This is a genomic window from Spirillospora sp. NPDC047279, assembly GCF_040643285.1.
Classification (GTDB): domain Bacteria; phylum Actinomycetota; class Actinomycetes; order Streptosporangiales; family Streptosporangiaceae; genus Spirillospora.
The window spans coordinates 41,406-61,399 of sequence record NZ_JBEYUA010000022.1 but is presented as its reverse complement, the minus strand read 5'-3'; the positions used below and the strand labels follow the sequence as shown (position 1 = coordinate 61,399).

Sequence of the window (19,994 nt, the reverse complement as noted above, 5' to 3'; positions counted from 1 at the left end):
GATCGTCCCGGCGCGCTACCCGCGCGGGACGTAGAGGCGCACGTCGTCGATCCGCGCGTTCCCTTCGTAGAAGTTCATGTGCGGGTCGCCGATGATGAAGTGGTCGGGATAGGCGGAGCCGGCGGGCCACACGTCCTTGTCGACGAGCGTTCCCCCGGGCCCGGTCCACGTCCACTCACCGTTGAAGCGGCCGTCGTACTCCTCCGGCTTCTGGTTGTAGTGCCAGATCGGCTCGCCGTCCTGCACGAACGCCCGGGTGTAGCGGAACGTCGCCTGCCCCACGTGGGCGAAATCGCCCGACATCTCCATGGTGTACGCGCCGTCGCGGCGTTCGACCGCGAACCTGTAGGGCTCGTCAGGCAGAAGCTCGGGCTTCAGGTCGACCTGGGAGACGATCGCCTTGCCCTTGGCGAAGCCGCATTCGCTCTCCATGAGGTACTCGGTGCCGGGCTGGTTGGCGTAGCGCCGGTCGTCGGTCATGAAGATGGCGTTGACGCCGTTGCCGGTGCTCGCGCCGTACCCCTCGTACTGCCCGGTCATCGGGTTGCACACGCGCAGTCCGGTGCCGGTGTACTTGTAGCGGTTGTAGGAGTCCATCGCCACCTTGCGGTGGGTGTGGATGAACACGTTGTTGTGCGGCGCGGGACGGTCGTAGTCCATGATGCCCAGGTAGTAGAACCCGTTGGCGTCGGTGCGGACGTCGAACCACTCGCACTCGGGCCTGGCGAAGTCGCCGCCGGACGCCCAGGGATGGTTGGTCTTGCAGCCCTCCGGCGAGTACCCGTTGATCCTCCCGTCCGGGTAGTCCCACGCGCCGCCGCGCTGCCCGCCGAAGTCCAGGCCGCGCAGGGTCATCTCGACGCGGTACTCGGCCGGGAGCGCCCTGGTCGACCGGACGATGACGCCGCCCTTGTGGCTCGGCTCGTCCATCCGCGCGACGCCCTTGCCCGTGGTGAGGGTCGGCGGCGCGTCCGGCCTGCCGTCGCCGTCCTCGTCGCGGGCCGCGAGCTCGGCCGTCAGCCAGCCGCCGGCGCCGAAGCCGAACGACTTGCGGTAGGTGCGCGTCCTGGCCAGCTGCTCGCGGAACGCGGGCCCGCCGACCGTCTCGAAGAACGCGCCGTCGTTGTCGTAGACGTCCACGTCGTAGGGGCTGGACGGGCCGTCGTCGTCCCTGGACCAGGGGGTGTGCCGGTCGTCCACGTGCCGGTTGAAGGGTTCCGCGGCGACCAGCCGCCAGCCGTCCCGGCCTGGGCCGGGGGCCGCCTGCGCGGCGGCCGGGGCGGCGACCAGGACCAGCGGCAGGGCGAGCGCCGCGACGCCTCGCGTCAGCACTGTCATCTCTCCGTCATCTCCTCAGGTGGCGCTGCGAAGATCAAGAAGAATCGTTCGCGACGCTAACCCACGCGCCCCCGATCGCACCAGAACAGATCTTCACAAAGTGGTATTGACCAGTGGCTCCCTCTGGCTCTAGCGTTGCGCCGACCGGACGGCGTCGCGGGAGGTGAACGGCATGACATCCGCTGGTGACGATGGCGCTGCGAACACCAAACGGCGGGCCGTCCGCCGGGAGCTTCTCGCGATGCTGGACGGGCTCGACGTCGGCGACGCGCTGCCGTCGGAGCGCAGGCTCGCCGAGACGCTCGGCGTCTCCCGGCCGACCCTGCGCGCGGCGATCGACGGACTGGTCACCGAGGGGCTCCTCGACCGGCGGCACGGCAGCGGCACCTACGTCGCCGAGCCGCGGATCGCGGTGCCGCTCACCATGACCTCGTTCAGCGAGGACATGATCCGGCGCGGCATGAAGCCGGGCGGCCGGGTGTTGTCGTTCCGCACCGGCTCGGCGGGCGCGAGGATCGGCCGCAGGCTGGCCGTCTCGCCGATCCAAGAGGTATTTACCATTCGCCGGCTCCGGCTGGCGGACGGCTCGTCCATGGCCATCGAGACCCTCTACACCCCCGCCGACCTGCTGCCAGGCCTGCGGAAGGAGGACCTCGAGGGCAGCTCGTTCTACGACCTGCTGCGCGCCCGCGGGGTCGTCATCGCCGCCGGCACGGAGACGATCGAGCCGACCGTCACCACCGATGAGGAGGCCGCCGAACTCGGCGTGCCGGTGCACACGCCCGCGTTCCTCTTCGAGCGCGTCACCCGGGACGAGCGGGGCCGGCCACTGGAGTACGTCCGCTCGCTCTACCGCGGCGACCGCTACCGGCTCGAACTCGACCTGCGGCCGCCGACCGTCTGACAGGGAGAACGAAGCGGCGGCGGGCGAGACCGAAGGATGATTTCGTTCCCTGGACGGTACGTGGCGTTTCTCACCGGATCGCGTCCCGCATTTATGTCATGATGCGGACAGAATGCACTGAATTGAGGAGCGCGATGACCACCACTCCGTCCGAGGACGATCTTCAAACCGTGTTCACGCGCGCGGACCTCGGCGGTGATGACAAGCTCGATCTGATGGAGTTCACGATGGTCCTGGAGAGCCTGGGACTGTCGTGGGCACGGCATGAAGTGCAGGACTACTTCGAAAAGGCCGACACGGATCGGGACGGTTTCATCTCCTTCCCCGAGCTCCGGGAACTGCTCACGACACGGGGTCTCATCGGCGCCTGATGACAGAGACGAGGCCCGCCGGATCCTGACCCGATCCGGCGGGCCTTGTCATGTGCCCCTTAAGCGTCAGACCGCGCGGCCCCGCAGCTCCCGGTAACGGCGCACCAGCGCGGCCGTGGACGGGTCGGGGGCCGAGGCGGGCGGCTCCGGCGAGGTGAGCGCGGGCGTGAGGTCGTTGGCCATCACCTTGCCCAGCTCGACGCCCCACTGGTCGAAGGAGTCGATGCCCCAGACCGTGCCCTCGACGAACACGATGTGCTCGTACAGCGCGACCAGCTGGCCCAGCGTCGACGGGGTCAGCCTTGGCACCAGGATCGTGCTGGTCGGCCGGTTGCCCGGCATGACCTTGTGCGAGACGACCTCGGCCGGGGCGCCCTCGGCGGCGATCTCCTCGGCGGTCTTGCCGAACGCCAGCGCCGAGGTCTGCGCGAGCAGGTTGGCGACGAGCAGGTCGTGCATGCCGGGGCCGTCGGCCGCGTGGTCCTCGAACGGTTCGGCGAACCCGATGAAGTCGGCCGGCACCAGCCGGGTGCCCTGGTGGAGCAGCTGGTAGAACGCGTGCTGGCCGTTGGTGCCCGGCTCGCCCCAGAAGATCTCGCCGGTCTGCGCGACCACCGGCGCGCCGTCCGCGCGCACCGACTTGCCGTTCGACTCCATCGTCAGCTGCTGCAGGTAGGCCGGGAAGCGCGCCAGCCGCTGGCTGTAGGGCAGCACCGCGTGGGTCTGGGCGCCGAAGAAGTCGTTGTACCAGATGTTGAGCAGGCCCATCAGGACCGGCATGTTCCGCTCGAACGGCGCGGTGCGGAAGTGCTCGTCGATCGCGTGGAACCCGGCGAGCATCTCGCGGAAACGTTCGTCCCCCGCCGTGATCATGATCGACAGCCCGATCGCGCCGTCGAAGGAGTACCGGCCGCCCACCCAGTCCCAGAACCCGAACATGTTGTCGGTGTCGATGCCGAACCCGGCGACCCGCTCGGCGTTGGTGGAGACCGCGACGAAGTGCCTGGACACCGCCTTCTCGTCACCGAGCGCGCCGACGAGCCACTGCCGGGCGACCTTGGCGTTGGTGAGCGTCTCCAGCGTGCCGAACGTCTTGGAGGCGACGATGAACAACGTCTCCTCCGGGTCGAGCCCGCGCAGCGCGCCCGAGATGTCGGCCGGATCGACGTTGGAGACGAACCGCGCGGTGATCCCGGCGTCCGCGAAGTCGGCCAGCGCCTCGTAGGCCATGGCCGGGCCGAGGTCGGACCCGCCGATCCCGATGTTGACCACGGTCCGGATCGGCTTGCCGGTGTGCCCCGTCCACTCCCCCGACCGGACTCGCCGCGAGAAGTCGCCCATCTTGTCCAGCACCGCGTGCACGTCCTGGACGACGTTCTGGCCGTCCACGACGAGCTCGGCATCCTCGGGCAGGCGCAACGCCGTGTGCAGGACGGCGCGGTCCTCGCTCACGTTGATGTGCTCGCCGGCGAACATCGCCTCGATCCGCCGTCGCAGCCCGGCCTTCTCCGCCAGCGCCAGCAGCAGCCGGACCGTCTCGTCCGTAGCGCGGTGCTTGGAATAGTCCAGGTGCAGATCGGCGGCGCTCACCGCCATCCGGTCGACCCGGCCGGGGTCCCCCGCGAACAGCTCGCGCAGGTGCGTCCCGGCCACCGCCGCGTGGTGCTCCGCCAGCGCGGCCCACTCGGATGATTCGGTGATATCAGCCATAACTCAATCAACTCCCCGCATCTCCGGCGAGGCGTCAGTGACGCCCCCCGGGGTCGTCCTTACCCCCATGGCGATCATTCATGATGGCAGCTCGCCCACTCGCCAACCCGCGGAACCCGCACCGACGACGCGCTCACGACCGTCATCCTGGACGGTCTGGCGTCCACACCATCGTGAGCTGATGGACCGGCGCGCCCTGGTGGCGCACGCCCAACACCACCGGGGTGGGGCCGTGCGGGACGAACCCCACACGTTCGAAGAACCTCACCGCGCGGGTGTTCTCGACCAGGGTCTGCAGATGGCATCCCGGGGAGCCCGACGCCGTGACCCGGGCGAGCCAGCGTTCCATCAGCCCGTCGGCCGCGCCGGTCCCGCGCGCCTCGGGCGCCACGTTGATGTGCAGGTGCGCCGGCCACCGGTCGTCGTTCAGGTCGCCCGCGACGGGCCGCCGCCGGATCGCCGCCCGCGCCGCGTCGGCCATGCTCCGCGCGAAGAACGCCGCCGGGCCCCGCTTGAAGAGGAGCCGATGCTCCTTGATGGCCTTGGTCATCAGGGTGTCGAAGCCGGGGAAGCCGTCACCGAGCGACCCGGTGAGGTAGCCGACCATGGCCCCGTCCACCACGGCCACGAAGAGCGACTCCGGCTCCAGGTCCATGTACGGGTCCAGGTAGATGGCCGCCTCGGAGTCCAGATGGCCCCACAGCGAGGCCGTGGGCGCCCCCTCGCCCGCCCGCCCGAACAACTCCCGCAGCTCGGCGCGATCGCCCTCCGCAAAGGTCCTGATCTCCATCGGCCCACCCTACGAGGCGAGCCGGTGACGAGGTGATCAGAAGAGGCCGGGCATGTACGGGGAGCCGTCGCCGCGCACCGCGGAGGCGGCGGCGTCGGCCCTGGCGTTTCCGCGCGGGTGCCCGGCGGCACCGGCCCGGCGGAAGAGGTCCTCCGCGCCCGCCAGGTCGTTCTCGTGCTCGCGGCGGACGCCGAGGTTGAAGAGGGAGTCGGCGTCTCCCAGGGCGGCGCCCTTCGTCCACCATTCGTCGGCCTCGTCGCGGCGGCCGAGCGCGTACAGCCGGCTCGCGAGGCCGCCCATGGCCCGGCCGTCGCCGTGTTCGGCTCCGCGCCGGAGCCACTCCTCGGCCTCCTCTCCCCGGTCGAGCCGGACCAGGGCGGCGGCGAGGTTGTTCATGGACGCGACATGGCCCGCCTCGGCCGCGATCCTGAACTCCTCCGCGGCCTTCGCCGTCTGGCGGCGTTCCACGTAGAGCAGCCCGAGGTTGTGCCGGGCGTCGAGGTCGCCCGCCCCGGCGGCGGCGAGGTACCAGTGCTCGGCCTCCTCGCCACGGCCCAGGTCGGACAGCAGGATGCCGAGGTTGCCCATGGCGATCTCGTCGCCCGCCTCGGCCGCCGACCGCCACCAGCGCTCGGCCTCTCCGGGGTCGCGCTCGACGACGATGAGCCCGAGATTGAGCATCGCGGCGGCGTGGCCCGCGGCGGCCGCGACCCGGTAGCGGCGTTCGGCCTCCGCCTTCCGTCCCTCGCGGTCCAGCGATCTCGCCTGCTCGTACTCGGCCTGTGCCGCGTCCTGGTCCATGATGATCCTTTCTATCCCGGATCAGACCATGGCGGGCATCGTTCAGTTCCGTGACTGCGGGACGTTCCAGGGGTTGTCGTCGCGCAGGGGCGGCGGGAGGAGCGCCTGGGGCCAGCCCTGGTAGGTGACGGGGCGCAGGAACCGGTCGATCGCGGCGGTGCCCACCGACGTGGTGGCGGGCGTGGTCGTCGCGGGGAACGGGCCGCCGTGCTGCATGGCGGGCGTCACCGAGACGCCCGTGGGCCACTGGTTCCACAGGACGCGCCCGCTGCGGTCCGCCAGGATCGCGGCGAGCCCGGACAGGCCGTCCGCCTCGGAGTCCTCGGCGTGCAGGGAGGCCGTCAGCTGGCCGGGCAGCGCGGCCAGGGCGGCCGCCACCCCGGTCAGGTCGCCGTAGGTGACGATCAGCCCGAGCGGGCCGAAGCACTCCTCGGCCGCCTCGGCCGTGAAGGACTCCAGGGGCATGGTCAGCAGGCGCGGGCCGGTGCCCTCGGACCAGGCCAGGCGCCGGACGCCCGGACGGCCGGCGAGCGCGGCCGCCGTGGCCTGGTAGCCCGCCTCGATGCGGTCGTTGAGCATCGGGGCGGCGGGCACGTCGCCGAGGAGGTCGGCGACCTTCTCCGCGAAGCCGTCGGGGGCGAAGAGCAGGCCGGGGTTGGTGCAGAACTGGCCCGCGCCCAGGGTGAGGGATGCCACGTAGCCCCGGGCGATCTCGTCCGCGCGGGCCTTGACCGCCCGCTCGGTGACCACGACCGGGTTGACGCTGCCGAGCTCGCCGTAGAACGGGATCGGCGTCTCGCGTTCGGCGGCGATGCGGGCCAGCGCCAGGCCGCCGGTCTGGGAGCCGGTGAACGCGGCGGCGGCGAGGGCGGGGTGGCGAAGCGCCTCGACGCCCTCCCGCTCGCCCTCGATGAGGCCGAACACTCCCGGGGGCACGACCTCGGCGATCAGCTCGGCGGTGCGGCGGGAGAGCCGCGGGTGGCCGGGGTGGGCCTTGACCACGACGGGACAGCCGGCCGCCCAGGCCGAGGCGGTGTCGCCGCCGGCGACGCTGAAGGCGAACGGGAAGTTGCTCGCCGCGAAGACCAGCACCGGTCCGATCGCGGTGCGGTGGCGCCGCAGGTCGGGACGCGGGCCGGTGGGCCAGCCGGGGTCGGGCGCGTCGATGCGGGCGTCGTAGGACGCGCCGGTCCCGGCCTGGCCGGCGAACAGCCCGAGCTGGAACGTGGTGCGGGTCAGTTCGCCGTTCAGCCGGGCCGTGCCGAGGCGGGTCTCGGCGTCGGCGAGCTCGACCAGCTCGGCGCGCGCCCCCTCCAGCGCGCCGGCGACGGCGGTCAGGACCGCGGCGCGGTCGGCGGGCGGGGTGGCCGCCCAGCCTGGGGCGGCCGCGGCGGCGTCGGTGACGGCCTTCATGAGGTGCTCCTCCTTGGAGAACGGGGTGGCCGGCTAGAGGACGAAGCCCTCGGGGAAGGGGTCGGCCGGGTCGAGCATGTAGTTGGCGGTGCCGGTGATCCAGGCGCGGCCGGAGAACTCGGGGATGACGGCGGGCAGGCCGCCGACCTCGGTCGTGCCGGTCAGGCGCCCGATGAAGCGGGTGCCGATGAACGACTCGTTCACGAACTCGGCGCCGAGCGCGAGCTCGCCGCGGGCGTGCAGCTGGGCCATGCGGGCGGAGGTGCCGGTGCCGCACGGCGACCGGTCGAACCAGCCGGGGTGGATGGCCATCGCGTTGCGCGAGCGGGCGGCGTCCGAGCCCGGCGCCAGGAACTGCACGTGCTTGCAGCCGCCGATCAGCGGGTCGGCCGGGTGGGCCGGCCGGTCCTGCTCGTTGATGGCTGCCATGATGTCGAGGCCGGCCCTGAGGATGTCGTCCTTGCGGGCCCGGTCGAACGGCAGCCCGAGCCGCTCCAGCTCGGTGATGGCGTAGAAGTTGCCGCCGTAGGCCATGTCGTAGCGGACCTCGCCGAGCCCCGGCACGTCCACCACCGCGTCCCGCTGGAGGCTGAACGAGGGGATGTTGCGCAGGGTGACGTGCTCGGCGCGCCCGTCGCGGACCGCGACGCGCGCCTCGACGAGGCCGGCGGGCACGTCCAGCCGGACGATGGTCTCCGGCTCGGTGACCTCGACCATCCCGGTCTCGACCAGGACGGTGGCCACGCCGATCGTGCCGTGCCCGCACATCGGCAGGAAGCCGCTGACCTCGACGTAGACCGCGCCCCAGTCGGCGTCGGGGTGGAGCGGCGGCTGGAGCAGCGCGCCGCTCATCGCCGAGTGCCCGCGCGGCTCGTCCATGAGGAACCGGCGCAGCCCGTCGAGGTGCTCGATCGCGTACCGGCGGCGTTCGGCCATCGTGGCGCCCGGGATGGGCGGGACGCCGCCGGTGACGACGCGGGTGGGCATGCCCTCGGTGTGCGAGTCCACGGCGCTCAGGGTGCGGGCCGACCGCATCAGGCGGCGGCCTTCCGCTGCTCCAGCGCGGCGATGGCCCGCGCCATGTCGGCGGTGACGCCCGCGCGGTGCTCGCCGGTGAGCGGTCCGCGCGGCGGGCGGCACGGGCCGCCGTAGCGCCCGACCTGCTCCATGCCGAGCTTGATGGCCTGGACGAACTCGGTGCGCGAGTCCCAGCGGAACGCGGCGACCAGCGGCTCGTAGAGGGCGCGGGCCTCGTCGAGGCGGCCGGTGGTGGCGAGCTCGTAGAGGAGCGCCGACTCGGCCGGGAAGACGTTCGGGAAACCCGCGAACCAGCCGGTGGCGCCCATCAGCAGGGCCTCCAGCGTCACGTCGTCGGCGCCCGCGACGACCTCGAGGCCGGGGGCCTTCTCCTTGATCTCCAGGACGCGGCGCACGTCGCCGGAGAACTCCTTGACCGCGACGACGTTGTCGATCTGGGCGATCTCGGCGAGCAGGTCGGGGGTGAGGTCGACCTTGGTGTCGATCGGGTTGTTGTAGACCATGACCGGCAGCCCGGCGGACGCGACGGCCTCGTAGTGCGCGAGGACCTCGCCGCGGTTGGCCCGGTACATCGTGGGCGGCAGGCACAGCACGCCGTTCGCGCCGTCCTCGGCGGCCAGCTCGGCCCAGTGCCGGGCCTGGTGGGCGCCGGGCCCGTGCACGCCGACCACGACGACGCCCGTACCGCCGACCGTCTCCACGGCGGTGCGGGCGACGCGGCGGCGCTCCTCGTCGGTCAGCGAGGAGTACTCGCCGAGCGAGCCGTTGGGCCCGACGCCGCGGCAGCCGTTGTCGACCAGCCAGCGGCAGTGCTCGGCGAACCTGTCGTAGTCGACCGCGAGCCCGGCCGGGGCCGAGGCGTCCTCGCGGTAGGGCAGCGCCGTGGCGACGATGACGCCGCCGAGGCTCTCCGGCCTGGTGTCGTTGCTCATGTGGCGCTCTCTTCCCGATGTGGGGGTCGTGCCAGCTCGCCGAGCCTGATGGGCTGGGCGACCGGCCTGTTGTGGGGGTCGCCTGAGGGGATGCCGTCGCCGGCGAGGAGGTCTGCGACGGCCGGCCCGCAGACGCGGGCCTGGCACGGGCCGAGCCCGGCGCGGGTGCCGAGCCTCAGGGCGCGTGCGGAGCCGCCCGCCCGGTCGGCGGCGGCCTGGCGGAGCGTGCCGTACGAGGTCTCCTCGCACCGGCACACGACGGTCTCGGGGCGCAGCCAGCCCGGCCAGGCGGCGCCGATGGGGTGGGCGGCGGCGAGCCGCGCGGCGAACGCCCGCGCCCGGTCGCGCCGGCGTCGCGGCGCGGCGATCTCCGGCGCGTCCGGGGCTCCACCGGCGGCGTGCCAGCCGGCGAGCAGTCCCTCGGCGCGGGCCGCGGCGGCGCCGCCGATCCCGGTGATCTCGCCCGCCGCGTACACCCCGGCGGCGGTGGTCCGCTGGTCGCCGTCCACCGCCACGAACGAGGCGGAGCCCGGCCAGCCGGAGCCGGACGGGGCGCGGCGCGGTTCGCAGCCGGCCGCGACGGGGAGTTCGAGCTGGGGGCTGAAGCCGTGCGAGACGCACAGCGCGTCGACCGCGAGGACGCGTCCGGTGCCGGGCACCACGGACCAGTCGGCCCGCAGCCGGGCGGTGACGACCTCCTCGACGCGGCCGTCGCCGCGTGCCTCGACGACGGTGCGGCCGAGCCGGTACGGGACGCGGTGGCGGGCGAGCAGTCCGGCGTACTCCGCGAGCTCCGCGGCCTTGCCTCCCTGCGACGCGAGCTCCCAGGGCCGCCGGGACCAGCCGCGCAGGACGGTCGCGGCGGGGTTGGCCTCCAGCACCTCCAGGACGCCCGCGCCGGCCTCCAGCAGTGACGCCGCGACCGGCAGCAGGAACGGTCCCGCGCCCGCGACGACGACCTGGTCGCCGACGACGAGCCGTTCGCCCTTGGCGAGGGCCTGGGCGGCGCCGGCGGTGAAGACGCCCGGCAGGTCCCAGCCCGGGAACGGAAGGACGCGGTCGTGCGCGCCGGGCGCCAGGACGAGGGCGTCGGGGTCGAGGACGTGCCGCTCCCGCCCCGACGCGTCGGCGGGGCCGCCGCGCAGGACGTGGACGCGCGGGGGACGGGGCTCGCCCGGCTCCGGCCGTTCGAGCGACCACACCGGGCTCTCCGGCCACCAGCGGCAGCGCGGGTGGCCGAGGACGTGGCGGCGCAGGCGGTCGAAGCCGTCCCAGCCGTGGTGCAGGCGCCCCGGCCGTTCGGCGGCGAACGCCTCGGGCAACATCCGGTGGTACTGGCCGCCGGGCCGCTCGGCGGAGTCGATGAGCGTGACCCGGGCGCCCGCGCGCAGCGCGGCGGCCGCGGCGGCGAGCCCCGCGGGCCCGGCACCGACGACCACGACGTGGCGGGCCATCAGCGGTCACCCGCCCGCGACTGCGTGGTCACCACGTCGCCGTCCCGGGCGCGGCGGCGGCAGGCGCGCACGTCGCGGTCGCCGTTGACGGTCACCAGGCAGTCGAAGCAGACGCCGATGCCGCAGAAGATCCCGCGCGGTGCGCCGGACGGGCCCTCGCGCCAGGCGCGGCGCCCGGCGGCGAGCAGCACGCCCCCGACGGTCTGGCCGGCCACGCCCGCGACGGGGACGCCGTCCACGGTGATCTCGATCGGCGTGTCCGGGCCGCGTCCGGCGGCGTCGTCGGCGCCGCGCACCAGCCTCGGGCTCACAGGGCCTCCCCCTTCCCCAGCACCGCGGGGCGGTCCACACGGAACGGCCCGGCGTCGATCTCGGGCTCGCGGCCGTGCAGCAGGTCGTTGAGCACGGCGGCGGTGCCGAGCGACAGCCCGATCCCGGCGCCCTCGTGCCCGGACGCGTGCCACAGGCCGTCCAGGCGCGGGTCGGGGCCGATGACCGGAAGGTGGTCGGGCACGTACGGCCGGAACCCACCGTACGCGCGCATCACCGGCACGCCCTCCAGGCACGGGAACAGCCTGAGCGCCCTGCCCGCGATGACCGACAGCACCTCGGGCCGGATCCGGTCGTCGAACCCGACGCGGCGGCGCGAGGACCCGAGCAGGATCGTGCCGGCGCGGGTGGACTCGACCACCGCGGACGCCTGGAGCTCCCCGGCCCCGCTGCCGACCGCGCCGACGTAGCCGGCGTCGTAGACCTTGTGGAAGACGGTCGGCGGCATCGGCGTGGTCACCAGCACCTCGCCGCGGCGGGGCCGCACGTCGACCGGGGCGCCCAGCAGGCGGGCCAGCCCGCCCGACCACGGCCCGGCGGCGTTGACGAAGACGTCGCCCCCGACCGTCCCGCCGGGCGTCCGCACGCCGGTGATCCGTCCGCCGGCCGTCACCGCCCCGGTGACCTCGCATCCGGTGCGCAGCGCCGCTCCTGCGCGCAGCGCGGCGGCCAGCAGGACGCCGGCCGCGCCCGCGGGCTGCACCTGGGCGTCCTCCGGGTAGTGGACGGCGGCGGCGACGTCGCGCGTGACGTTCGGCTCGGCCTCGGCGAGGGCGGCGGCGTCCAGCGGCTCGGCGACGACGCCGGCCGCGCGCTGCGCGCCGGCGAAGCGGGCCAGCTCGCGCGCCCCGGCCTCGGTGGTGGCGACGACGATGCCGCCCTTGGGGTCCCACTCGACGGCGGGACGCCCGGCGGCGACGTCGGGCCAGAGCCGGCGCGACAACAACGCGAGCTCCAGCTCGGGGCCGGGGCCCTTGTCGGAGACGAGCACGTTGCCCTCGCCGTGCGCGGTGGTCGCCGCCGCGGGGCCGCCGCGCTCGAGGACGGTGACCGCGAGGCCCGCCAGGGCCAGCTCGCGGGCGCAGGCGGCACCGATGATCCCGGCCCCCAGCACCACGGCCCGCGTCGCGGTCATCGCCCCTCCCACAACGTTCGTTAAACCGAACGATTCTGAGGCTAGGTCGCCGACCCGGCCGCTGTCAACGATCGGCCGCGACCGGGGTCACGGCGTCTCGACCAGGCAGGGCGACTGCGCGGGACCGGTGTGAAGCCGCTGGTCGGCCCGGTACTGGAGGAGCAGCACCGAGCGCACCGGCCCGTCGAGGGCGACGTAGGCGTGCGGGAGCCGGGCGTCGAAGCCGACGTAGTCGCCGGGCCCGAGCTCCACCTCGCGATCGTCCACCCGAACGCCCAGCCGGCCCGCCTGCACGATCGTGTGCTCCACGCCGACGTGGCCCAGCGATTCCTGCCGCGAGCCGGCCCGAACCTGCTGGTCGTAGACGTCGAAGACGGCGTCGCCCGACTCGATGCCGCGCAGCGGCCGCAGGTCGACGCCCGCGCCGCTGAGCACCTCGACGTCGGCGGCGCGCACGACGGTCGGCCCGTTGCCGCGCGGCTGGTCGAGCAGGTCGGAGATGGGGACCTGCAGCGCCCGCGACAGGCTGAAGACCGTCTCGATGGTGGGGTTGCCGGATCCGGCCTCGAGCTGCGACAACGTCGCCTTGCCGATCTTGGAACGGCGGGACAGCTCCGACAGTGACAGCCCGCGCCCGGTGCGGGCCCGCCTGAGGTTGGCGGCCAGCAGGTCGCGCACCGACTCTTCCGAAGCCCCCACCAGCCGCCTCCTTGGTCGTTCGGCGAACGTCAGCCTACCGGCGTTCGCTCTACCGAACGAAACAGGGCGTGGTCCCGGGCGTTCCGCCGCGCGTAGGCGACGGCGAACTCGGCGACGGCCTCGTCGAAGACCTCGCCGGAGCCGAGGTAGCCCGCGATCTGGATCCGGTCGCCGGTGTTGGCGTGCCCGAGGGCCAGGCTCCGCGCGCAGTACGCGCCATAGAACGTCATCGCCCTGGCGTCCAGGCGCGTCACGTCGACCGAGGCCTTCATGTCGCGCAGCTGCCGCCAGTAGTAGTCGCGGCCCTGGTCGTCGCTCCCCCACCCCAGGAACGGGTCGCTGGACGACTGCATCAGCCGCTGCCCCACGACCACGCGCCGCCCCTGATGCCGGAAGGCGCAGGGCGCCGCGTACGGCTCCAGCACCGACCTCCCCGCCTCCTTCACCTGGAGGACGAGCGGATCACCGGCGTCCCGGCCGGCCAGCACCACGACGTGGCAGCGGGTCCCGACGCTGCCGACCCCGACGACCTTCCGCGCCGCGTCGACGAAGTGGTAGCCGCCGAGCAGCTCGGCCGCGTCGGCGGCCAGCGTGAGGCGGTACGCGTCGAACAGCGACCGCGCCGTGGTCAGGTCGGGCGGCGGGTCCGCGTGCACGATCAGCGGTGGATCCTCGATGATCCGCAGCTCGCCGTCCACCACCTCGGTCAGCTTCCCCAGGGCCTGGAGGCTGCCGCGGCCGGCCGCCTTGCGCAGGACCCGTTCGCCCTGCCTGCGGCGCTTGGCCATCGGGATGTCGGCGACCATGTCCTCGGCCCGGATCCGCGAGTAGAAGACCTGGAGGTCCCCCATGGCCGCGTAGGCGCGCATCTGCTCGCGGTACGACCGGACGGCCGCCCGCGCCACGGCACGGCCGTCCTCCGCGGCGACGCCGTTGTCGGCCGCGGCCACGACCAGGCTGGCCGCGAGCCGCTTCACGTCCCACTCCCACGGCGCGCGCAGCGTCTCGTCGAAGTCGTTGACGTCGAAGAGCAGCGTGCGCTCGGGCGAGGCGTACAGCCCGAAGTTCATCAGGTGCGCGTCGCCGCACGCCTGCGCGGTGAGTCCCGTCACCGGCGTGCCCGCCAGGTCGGCCGCCATCACCACGGCGGCGCCGCGCAGGAAGGCCAGCGGCGACTCCGCCATCCGCTCGTGCCGGACGGGCAGCAGCTCGGGCAGCCGGCCCGCCTCCTGCGCTCGCAACGACTCCAGCGGGCCGGGCCGCCCCTCGGGCGGCTCCCATCCGGCATGCGAGCCGCGCGGGACCACGCCCCGCAGCCCCCGCCCCCGCGCATGCCGTTCCTCCGGCGTCAGCCGGGCGTGCCGGTCCAGCTCCCCCATCCTCCTGTGATGCCCGGTCGGCCCGATCTTGATGCCACCAGCGTGAGGACGTCGTCCTTGCCGTCCGGCCCTCGGGCCGGGGTGACACCGGTGAACAGTTGTTGTGTTTTTGTTGCGAATCCTCCTACGATCGCCCGCATGGTGACGCTTGCCCGGGTCGGGGCAGAACTCAACGGCGTACGCGCCGCGGTCCGGGCGGGGATGCTCGGCCCGCTGCCGCCCAGGGCGCTGGCGGCGGCCGCCAGGGCGATGCGCGCGTACGGCCCGCTCGGCGCCTCCACCGTGCTGCCCGCCCTTCGTTTCCCCGACCGGACGGGCCTGGTCGACGAGCGCGGCTCCCTCACGTTCGCCGAGCTGGACCGGCGCTGCAACGCGCTCGCCAACGCCTGGCGCGACCACGGCGTCGGCGTGGGCGACACCGTCGGCATCCTGTGCCGCAACCACCGCGGCCTGCTCGAGGCGATGGCGGCGGCGGCCAGGACCGGCGCCTCGGTGCTCTTCCTCAACACCGACTTCGCCGGGCCGCAGCTGCGCGACGCCGTCGCCCGCGAAGGCGTGACGGCCCTCGTGCACGACGAGGAGTACGCCCCGATCGTCGCGGACCTCGATCTCCCCCGGGGCACGTGGAGCGAGACCGGCCTGGAGGCGCTGATCGGGTCGGGGGCGACGACGCCTCCCCCGGCTCCCGCCCGGCAGGGCTCGATGGTGATCCTGACCAGCGGCACGTCCGGCCGGCCCAAGGGCGCGCCGCGCCCGCAGACGCGGTCCGTGGCGCTCCCGGGCGGCATCCTGTCGAAGATCCCGCTGCGGTCCCGCGGGGCCGTGTTCGTCGGGCCGCCGCTGTTCCACGGCCTCGGCCTGACCTCGGCGCTGCTGGCGCTCGGCCTCGGCTCCACGCTGGTGCTGCGCCGCCGCTTCGACGCCGCGACCGTGCTGGACGACCTGGCCGCGCACCGGTGCACGGCGCTGATCGCCGTGCCGGTCATGCTCAACCGCCTGCTCGCCGTGCCCGACCTGAAGTCGCGCGACCTGTCCGGGCTGTCCGTCGTGCTGACCGGCGGGGCGCAGCTGGAGGCGCCGCTCGCCCGCCGGGTGATCGAGGCGTTCGGGCCGAGGCTCTACAACTTCTACGGCTCCACCGAGGCGTCCTGCGTCACCATCGCCACCCCGGCCGACCTGGCGGCGGCGCCCGGCTGCGTGGGCCGCCCGCCCACCGGCACGACGGTCCGCGTCCTGGACGACGACGGGCGGCCGGTGCCCGCGGGCGTCATCGGCCAGATCTTCGTCGACGGCCCGGCCCGCTTCGGCGGGTACACCGGGGGCGGCGGCAAGACCGAGATCGGCCGCCTGATGGCGGTCGGCGACCTCGGCCACCTCGACCGGGCCGGACGCCTGTTCGTCGACGGCCGCGCCGACGACATGATCGTCTCGGGCGGCGAGAACGTCTATCCGGGCGAGGTGGAGGAGCTGCTCGGCGCCCACCCCGCCGTCGGCGAGGCGGCGGTGATCGGCGTCCCGGACGAGGAGTTCGGCCGGCGGCTGCGCGCGTTCGTCGTCGCCACCGGCGAGGTCTCCGAGGACGACCTCAAGAAGCACGTCGCGGCCAACCTCGCCCGCTACAAGGTGCCCCGCGAGGTCGTCTTCCTCGACGAGCTCCCCCGCAACCCCACCGGCAAGGTCCTCAAGCGCCGGCTGGCCGAGCTGTGACGCGGGTCTCGCGCGGCGGCTACGTCTGAGGTAATCGCCTTCCCTACCGGGCCGCTCGTAGCGTCGGAGACGTCGAACACGACGCCGAATCCTCCGGAAGGGGAACTCCGATGACCACCACCCGACCTGTCGCCGGCACCGGGATCCTGGCTGACGGCCCCCGCCTGCTGAAGCTGGCCCTGCGCCTGGACGCGGTGGTCACCGGGGTCAACGGGCTGGCCTACCTGGCGCTCGCCGGGCCGCTCGAGGACCTGCTCGGCCTGGCTCCCGCGCACGCCTACGTCCTCGGCGCCTTCCTGCTGGTCTACGCGGTCGCCGTCGCGGCGATCTCGCGGCCGGCCAGGCCGCACCGGACGGCGGTCACCGCGGTGATCGAGCTGAACCTGCTGTGGACCCTGCTGAGCGTGGTCACGGTGGTCGCGGGCTGGCTGTCGCTGAACGCCGCCGGCGCCACGTGGGCCGTGCTGCAGGCCATGACGGTCGCGGGCTTCGCCGCGGTCCAGTACCTGGCCCTGCGCCGCAGCCGCTGAAACCGCCGGGAGGACGCCGGGGAGGCCCGGCCGGGACGATCCCGGCCGGGCCTTCCCCCGCCGTCACCTCGTGTCGACGTCCCAGGCCTCCTGGAGGATCTCGGCGTGGTCCGAGCGGCGGAGGCCGTCGAGGAGGTCCCGCCATTCGGGTGCCCACTCGGTGTCCGGGCCCACCCGCGCCACGAGGGCGACGGCGAACAGCTCGGCGGCGAAGTGGCCCTGGTCCATCAGCAGCCGCGCCGCCGGCAGCAGGTCGGCGGGGGTGAAGCGGTTCGCGCCGTAGGTGCGGAAGCGCGAGGTCACCTCGGAGGTCGCCACGCGTGCCGCGTGCGCCGGGCGGTCGCGCAGCAGCGCGGCGAGGGCGGCCAGTTCGGTGGCGAGCCTCGAAGCGTCGGACGCGGTGGCCGGGCCGCCGCCGGACGCGCGCGGAAGCCTGGCCGCCGCGATCATGGCGGCCTGCGCGAGGTAGAGGGGCCGCGCGGCGAGGCGTTCGATCGCCTGCCGGGCGGTGCCCTCCAGGTGGGCGGCGTCGCCCGCCAGGACCGCGGCGATCTGGCGGACCCTGGCACGCGCGGTCTCGTCCGGCCCGGCCGCCAGCAGGCGGTCCAGCACCGGGAGCACCTCGCCGGTCACCTCGCCGATGTGCAGCAGGGATCGCAGGACGGGCAGCTCGACCCTTTCGGCCGGTGCCGCCAGGTCTCCCACCGCGTCGAGGATGTCGGCGTACCCGCCCTCGTACCAGCGCGCCCAGGAACCGAAGGCGCGGGTCGCGCGGAACCGCACCCCCGGGTGCTCGGAGGCGCCGAGCAGGCTCCGGACGAGCCGGGCGTACCGGGGCCGGTCCGCGGGGGCGTACTCGTCGGGTCTGGCCTGGTAGAGGGTGCGGAGCAGGCGTTCGCCCGGATACAGGACGGCCGCGTCGCCGAGCGCCTCGATCGTGCCCGGGACCTCGGGCATGGTGCGCAGCGCGGCGGCGACCGAGACCCGCACGTCGGGGTGGGTCGCGGGGTCGTTCCAGGCGCTCAGGAGGGTGCCGACGGCGCCGGGCGGGCGCTGCCGCGCGAGCTGCCGGGCCGCCTGCTTGCGGACCGTGACCTTGGTGGCCGGTCCGAGCAGTTCGTCCGCCAGGAGCGGCCCGAGCACCGCGGGCGGGACCCGGTCGGCGCACCTCGCCATGGCGGCGACGGCCGCCCGCGACACCGGTCCGCGCCCGTGCCGGAGCAGGATCGGCAACGCCTCGGCGGGCCGGTCGGTGAAGGCCAGCGCCTCGATCGCCGCCTCGGCCACGGCCCCGTCCTCGTCCCCTGCCAGGTCCGACAGCTCGGCGAGGGAGCCGGGCAGGCGTCCCAGGGACAGCGCGGCCTCGGGGGACGCGCCCGCGCGGAGCAAGTTCCGGATCCGGTCGCGCTGGACCGGCGTCCAGCGCCCGCCGTCCCCTGCGCCGACCTCGGGGATCCAGCCGGGGTCGCCGTCCAGCGCCGCGGGCAGGAGGTCCGTCCGGCGCCGGGCCACCACCGACCACACCTCCGGCAGGGCGACGGCGGCCGGGTGCGCGGCCAGCAGGTCCGCCACCCGTTCGTCGCGGTCGGCGCCGGCCAGCCAGTACCGGGCGGCGGTGCGCGCGAGTTCCTCGTCCCCGGCCGCGATCGCCGACCTCAGGTCGTCTTGGAGCGCGGGGAACGACGCCGCCCGGCGACCCAGCGATCCGGCCAGCTCGACCGCGAGCCGGAGGTCGCCCCGCTCACGCGCCACGCCCAGAGGGGGTTCGAGCAGGGTGACGAGGTCGGCCTCCTGGCCCCGGCGCAGCACCTCGTCCACCGGCGGCCCGTCACCGCCGAACGCCTCGGCGCCGTGCCGTGCGACGAGCTTCTCGTACACGCCCCAGGCCCAGGCGGTGAGCGCGGGCGCCGTCGCCGCGTCGCGATGGCGCAGGACCCGTTCGGCGAGGACGCGTACCTCGCGCCGCGTTCCGGCCGAACTGTCGCGGGCGTCGATCGCCGCGATGGCGAGCCGGTCCAGATCCGCCGCCGACCCGTCGGGCAGGACGGCGGGGGCGATCGACGACAGGGCCCTGAGCAGCTCGCCGCGCAGGGGGTCCTGGTCGCCGGCCGTCCGGGCCGCCAGCGCGGCGACCACCTCGCCGACCACGGCGGGGTCTCGGGTCCGGGCGGCGCATTCGAGCAGGAGCGTTCGCGCGAGCCCCCGCCGCCGCGGGTCGCCGCGCAGCGCGGCCTCGCGGAGCGTCCCGGCGGCCTCCTCGTACGGCAGGTGGGACGTCAGCCGGAGCGGGATCTCGGGGTCGTCCAGCCGCGAACGCGCCGAATGCCACACCGAGGAGTGCCAGTCGAGCATGCGGCGCGCCTCGCGGGCCGCCCTCCCGGCCGGCAGCCAGGGCAGGACCGGCATCGCGGCGAGCCCGCGAAGCGCGTGCCCGTCCCGTGCGGCCACGGCGTCGTAGACGCGGGCGCGCCGCGCCGGCGGCAGCACCTTGAGAAGGTCGGGCAGCGCGTGGACGCCTGGCGCCAGGGCGGCGAGCCGCTCGTCCGAGCAGGCCCGCCAGCGGGTGGTGTAACGGGCGGTGTGCTCCGCCCGGCGGCGCCGCCGCCGGCCCGGCCGCACCAGCGGCGCGGCCCGGTCGGCGTCGGTGGAGAGGAACGCCGTCACGACCCTGGCGGGCAGCCGGAGGGTCCATTGGCCGACATCGTGCGTCTCGAGCAGCGCCATCGCGCGCTCCGGATCGGCGGCGGCGGCCACCGCGAACGCCCGCTTGCTGCGCTTCCACCAGACGTAGGGGTACGGAGCGCCGGTCAGCTCGCGGTCGGCGGCGTCGAGGAACGTCCGCGGGTGGCGGGCGCCGAGGGCGCGCCAGGACGTGACGCCGTGCGCCAGGGCGGCGTACTCGCGTTCGACGACCGCCGCCGAGCAGGCGGGCAGCAGGGCGCCCGCCTCGCGGTCGCCGTGACGTTCACGGATCACCGGGAGCAGCCGGTCGGCCAGCGCCTCGCGGCGGCTCTGGAACACCGTGCGGTAGAAGGCCCGGCGCAGGTCGGCCGGTGCGTCGTCGAGGACCGCCGCCGCGGCCTCGTCGGAGACGGGCAGGGTGCGGACGGCGCGCAGCGCCGCGCGGCGCAGGGCCGGGTCGGGCCCGGCGAGCGCGGCCTCGATGTGGCCGAGGTCGCGCGCCGCCATGGCCAGGTGCAGCGCGAGGCGGCGTTCGTAGGGTTCTCGTCCGGCGAGCTCCCGGAGGAGGGAGCGGAACCCGGGTGTCTCCCGGTGGCGCCGGGCGTGCAGCGCCAGCTCCCGCATGCGATGCGGGTACGCGAGGGGGGCGACACGTTCCAGCAGGTCGTCGGCCGGTGTCCTGACCGGCCGGATGGGGCTCAACGGCCCGGGCGGAGACCGCCCTTCCTGAAGATCATGCCGATGATGATGACCCATGCGCCGCCCGCCCGCAACCCGGGTT

At 74.5% G+C, this 19,994-nt stretch carries 16 protein-coding genes and 1 pseudogene; 4 read left to right on the top strand and 13 right to left on the bottom strand.

Annotated features, from left to right (window positions below; genetic code table 11):
* Positions 1–15: 15 nt before the first annotated feature.
* Positions 16–1,338, bottom strand: a complete 1,323-nt coding sequence (locus tag ABZ810_RS40295) for a hypothetical protein (protein ID WP_358412188.1) — start codon at positions 1,336–1,338, stop codon at positions 16–18.
* Between the two features lie 172 nt (positions 1,339–1,510).
* Between ABZ810_RS40295 and ABZ810_RS40290 the strand changes: the two genes are divergently transcribed.
* Together ABZ810_RS40290 and ABZ810_RS40285 are read left to right on the top strand one after the other, a co-directional pair.
* Positions 1,511–2,242 (top strand): GntR family transcriptional regulator, encoded by a 732-nt coding sequence (locus ABZ810_RS40290; RefSeq protein WP_358412187.1) that lies wholly within the window; start codon positions 1,511–1,513, stop codon positions 2,240–2,242.
* 134 nt (positions 2,243–2,376) lie between these two features.
* Positions 2,377–2,613, top strand: coding sequence for an EF-hand domain-containing protein (locus tag ABZ810_RS40285; protein WP_358412186.1), 237 nt, complete (start codon positions 2,377–2,379; stop codon positions 2,611–2,613).
* 66 nt (positions 2,614–2,679) lie between these two features.
* Here ABZ810_RS40285 and pgi read toward each other — a convergent pair whose 3' ends face one another.
* The 11 genes and pseudogenes from pgi to ABZ810_RS40230 all read right to left on the bottom strand — a co-directional run bounded on the left by pgi (position 2,680) and on the right by ABZ810_RS40230 (position 14,294).
* Entirely contained in the window at positions 2,680–4,323 is a 1,644-nt protein-coding gene (pgi, locus tag ABZ810_RS40280; protein ID WP_358412185.1) for a glucose-6-phosphate isomerase, read from the bottom strand.
* Between the two features lie 142 nt (positions 4,324–4,465).
* Positions 4,466–5,113: a GNAT family N-acetyltransferase gene (locus ABZ810_RS40275; RefSeq protein ID WP_358412184.1), complete on the bottom strand. Its 648-nt coding sequence runs from the start codon at positions 5,111–5,113 to the stop codon at positions 4,466–4,468.
* Between the two features lie 36 nt (positions 5,114–5,149).
* A complete protein-coding gene (locus ABZ810_RS40270; RefSeq protein WP_358412183.1) occupies positions 5,150–5,914 on the bottom strand; it encodes a tetratricopeptide repeat protein in 765 nt (254 codons plus the stop codon).
* A 42-nt stretch (positions 5,915–5,956) separates the two neighbouring features.
* Positions 5,957–7,333, bottom strand: a pseudogene (locus ABZ810_RS40265) (aldehyde dehydrogenase (NADP(+))); the annotation flags it as partial.
* A gap of 27 nt (positions 7,334–7,360) precedes the next feature.
* Complete coding sequence (locus ABZ810_RS40260; protein ID WP_358412182.1) at positions 7,361–8,362, bottom strand: proline racemase family protein; 1,002 nt, start codon at positions 8,360–8,362, stop codon at positions 7,361–7,363.
* On the bottom strand, positions 8,362–9,297 hold the full coding sequence (locus ABZ810_RS40255; RefSeq protein ID WP_358412181.1) for a dihydrodipicolinate synthase family protein: 936 nt from the start codon (positions 9,295–9,297) through the stop codon (positions 8,362–8,364). The genes ABZ810_RS40260 and ABZ810_RS40255 overlap by 1 nt, the downstream gene beginning before the upstream one ends.
* On the bottom strand, positions 9,294–10,751 hold the full coding sequence (locus ABZ810_RS40250; RefSeq protein ID WP_358412180.1) for an FAD/NAD(P)-binding oxidoreductase: 1,458 nt from the start codon (positions 10,749–10,751) through the stop codon (positions 9,294–9,296). The genes ABZ810_RS40255 and ABZ810_RS40250 overlap by 4 nt, the downstream gene beginning before the upstream one ends.
* Positions 10,751–11,062: a (2Fe-2S)-binding protein gene (locus ABZ810_RS40245; protein WP_358412179.1), complete on the bottom strand. Its 312-nt coding sequence runs from the start codon at positions 11,060–11,062 to the stop codon at positions 10,751–10,753. The genes ABZ810_RS40250 and ABZ810_RS40245 overlap by 1 nt, the downstream gene beginning before the upstream one ends.
* Entirely contained in the window at positions 11,059–12,216 is a 1,158-nt protein-coding gene (locus ABZ810_RS40240; RefSeq protein ID WP_358412178.1) for an FAD-binding oxidoreductase, read from the bottom strand. The genes ABZ810_RS40245 and ABZ810_RS40240 overlap by 4 nt, the downstream gene beginning before the upstream one ends.
* Before the next feature lie 87 nt (positions 12,217–12,303).
* The gene (locus ABZ810_RS40235; RefSeq protein WP_358412177.1) at positions 12,304–12,915 is read right to left on the bottom strand and encodes an XRE family transcriptional regulator; all 612 of its coding nucleotides are present in this window, start codon (positions 12,913–12,915) and stop codon (positions 12,304–12,306) included.
* A gap of 29 nt (positions 12,916–12,944) precedes the next feature.
* On the bottom strand, positions 12,945–14,294 hold the full coding sequence (locus tag ABZ810_RS40230; protein WP_358412176.1) for a DUF2252 domain-containing protein: 1,350 nt from the start codon (positions 14,292–14,294) through the stop codon (positions 12,945–12,947).
* A gap of 138 nt (positions 14,295–14,432) precedes the next feature.
* On the opposite strand from ABZ810_RS40230, the gene ABZ810_RS40225 reads away from it, so the two are divergent.
* On the top strand, positions 14,433–16,001 hold the full coding sequence (locus tag ABZ810_RS40225) for an AMP-binding protein (RefSeq protein ID WP_358412175.1): 1,569 nt from the start codon (positions 14,433–14,435) through the stop codon (positions 15,999–16,001).
* 110 nt (positions 16,002–16,111) lie between these two features.
* Positions 16,112–16,531 (top strand): hypothetical protein, encoded by a 420-nt coding sequence (locus tag ABZ810_RS40220; RefSeq protein WP_358412174.1) that lies wholly within the window; start codon positions 16,112–16,114, stop codon positions 16,529–16,531.
* A 63-nt stretch (positions 16,532–16,594) separates the two neighbouring features.
* Here ABZ810_RS40220 and ABZ810_RS40215 read toward each other — a convergent pair whose 3' ends face one another.
* Positions 16,595–19,915 (bottom strand): hypothetical protein, encoded by a 3,321-nt coding sequence (locus tag ABZ810_RS40215; protein WP_358412173.1) that lies wholly within the window; start codon positions 19,913–19,915, stop codon positions 16,595–16,597.
* Positions 19,916–19,994 lie beyond the last annotated feature (79 nt).

Bases quoted from the DNA above. Each gene is read 5' to 3' on its own strand.
- ABZ810_RS40295 (WP_358412188.1), bottom strand. From the start codon at position 1,338: ATGACAGTGCTGACGCGAGGCGTCGCGGCGCTCGCCCTGCCGCTGGTC.
- ABZ810_RS40290 (WP_358412187.1), top strand. From the start codon at position 1,511: ATGACATCCGCTGGTGACGATGGCGCTGCGAACACCAAACGGCGGGCC.
- ABZ810_RS40285 (WP_358412186.1), top strand. From the start codon at position 2,377: ATGACCACCACTCCGTCCGAGGACGATCTTCAAACCGTGTTCACGCGC.
- pgi (WP_358412185.1), bottom strand. From the start codon at position 4,323: ATGGCTGATATCACCGAATCATCCGAGTGGGCCGCGCTGGCGGAGCAC.
- ABZ810_RS40275 (WP_358412184.1), bottom strand. From the start codon at position 5,113: ATGGAGATCAGGACCTTTGCGGAGGGCGATCGCGCCGAGCTGCGGGAG.
- ABZ810_RS40270 (WP_358412183.1), bottom strand. From the start codon at position 5,914: ATGGACCAGGACGCGGCACAGGCCGAGTACGAGCAGGCGAGATCGCTG.
- ABZ810_RS40260 (WP_358412182.1), bottom strand. From the start codon at position 8,362: ATGCGGTCGGCCCGCACCCTGAGCGCCGTGGACTCGCACACCGAGGGC.
- ABZ810_RS40255 (WP_358412181.1), bottom strand. From the start codon at position 9,297: ATGAGCAACGACACCAGGCCGGAGAGCCTCGGCGGCGTCATCGTCGCC.
- ABZ810_RS40250 (WP_358412180.1), bottom strand. From the start codon at position 10,751: ATGGCCCGCCACGTCGTGGTCGTCGGTGCCGGGCCCGCGGGGCTCGCC.
- ABZ810_RS40240 (WP_358412178.1), bottom strand. From the start codon at position 12,216: ATGACCGCGACGCGGGCCGTGGTGCTGGGGGCCGGGATCATCGGTGCC.
- ABZ810_RS40230 (WP_358412176.1), bottom strand. From the start codon at position 14,294: ATGGGGGAGCTGGACCGGCACGCCCGGCTGACGCCGGAGGAACGGCAT.
- ABZ810_RS40225 (WP_358412175.1), top strand. From the start codon at position 14,433: ATGGTGACGCTTGCCCGGGTCGGGGCAGAACTCAACGGCGTACGCGCC.
- ABZ810_RS40220 (WP_358412174.1), top strand. From the start codon at position 16,112: ATGACCACCACCCGACCTGTCGCCGGCACCGGGATCCTGGCTGACGGC.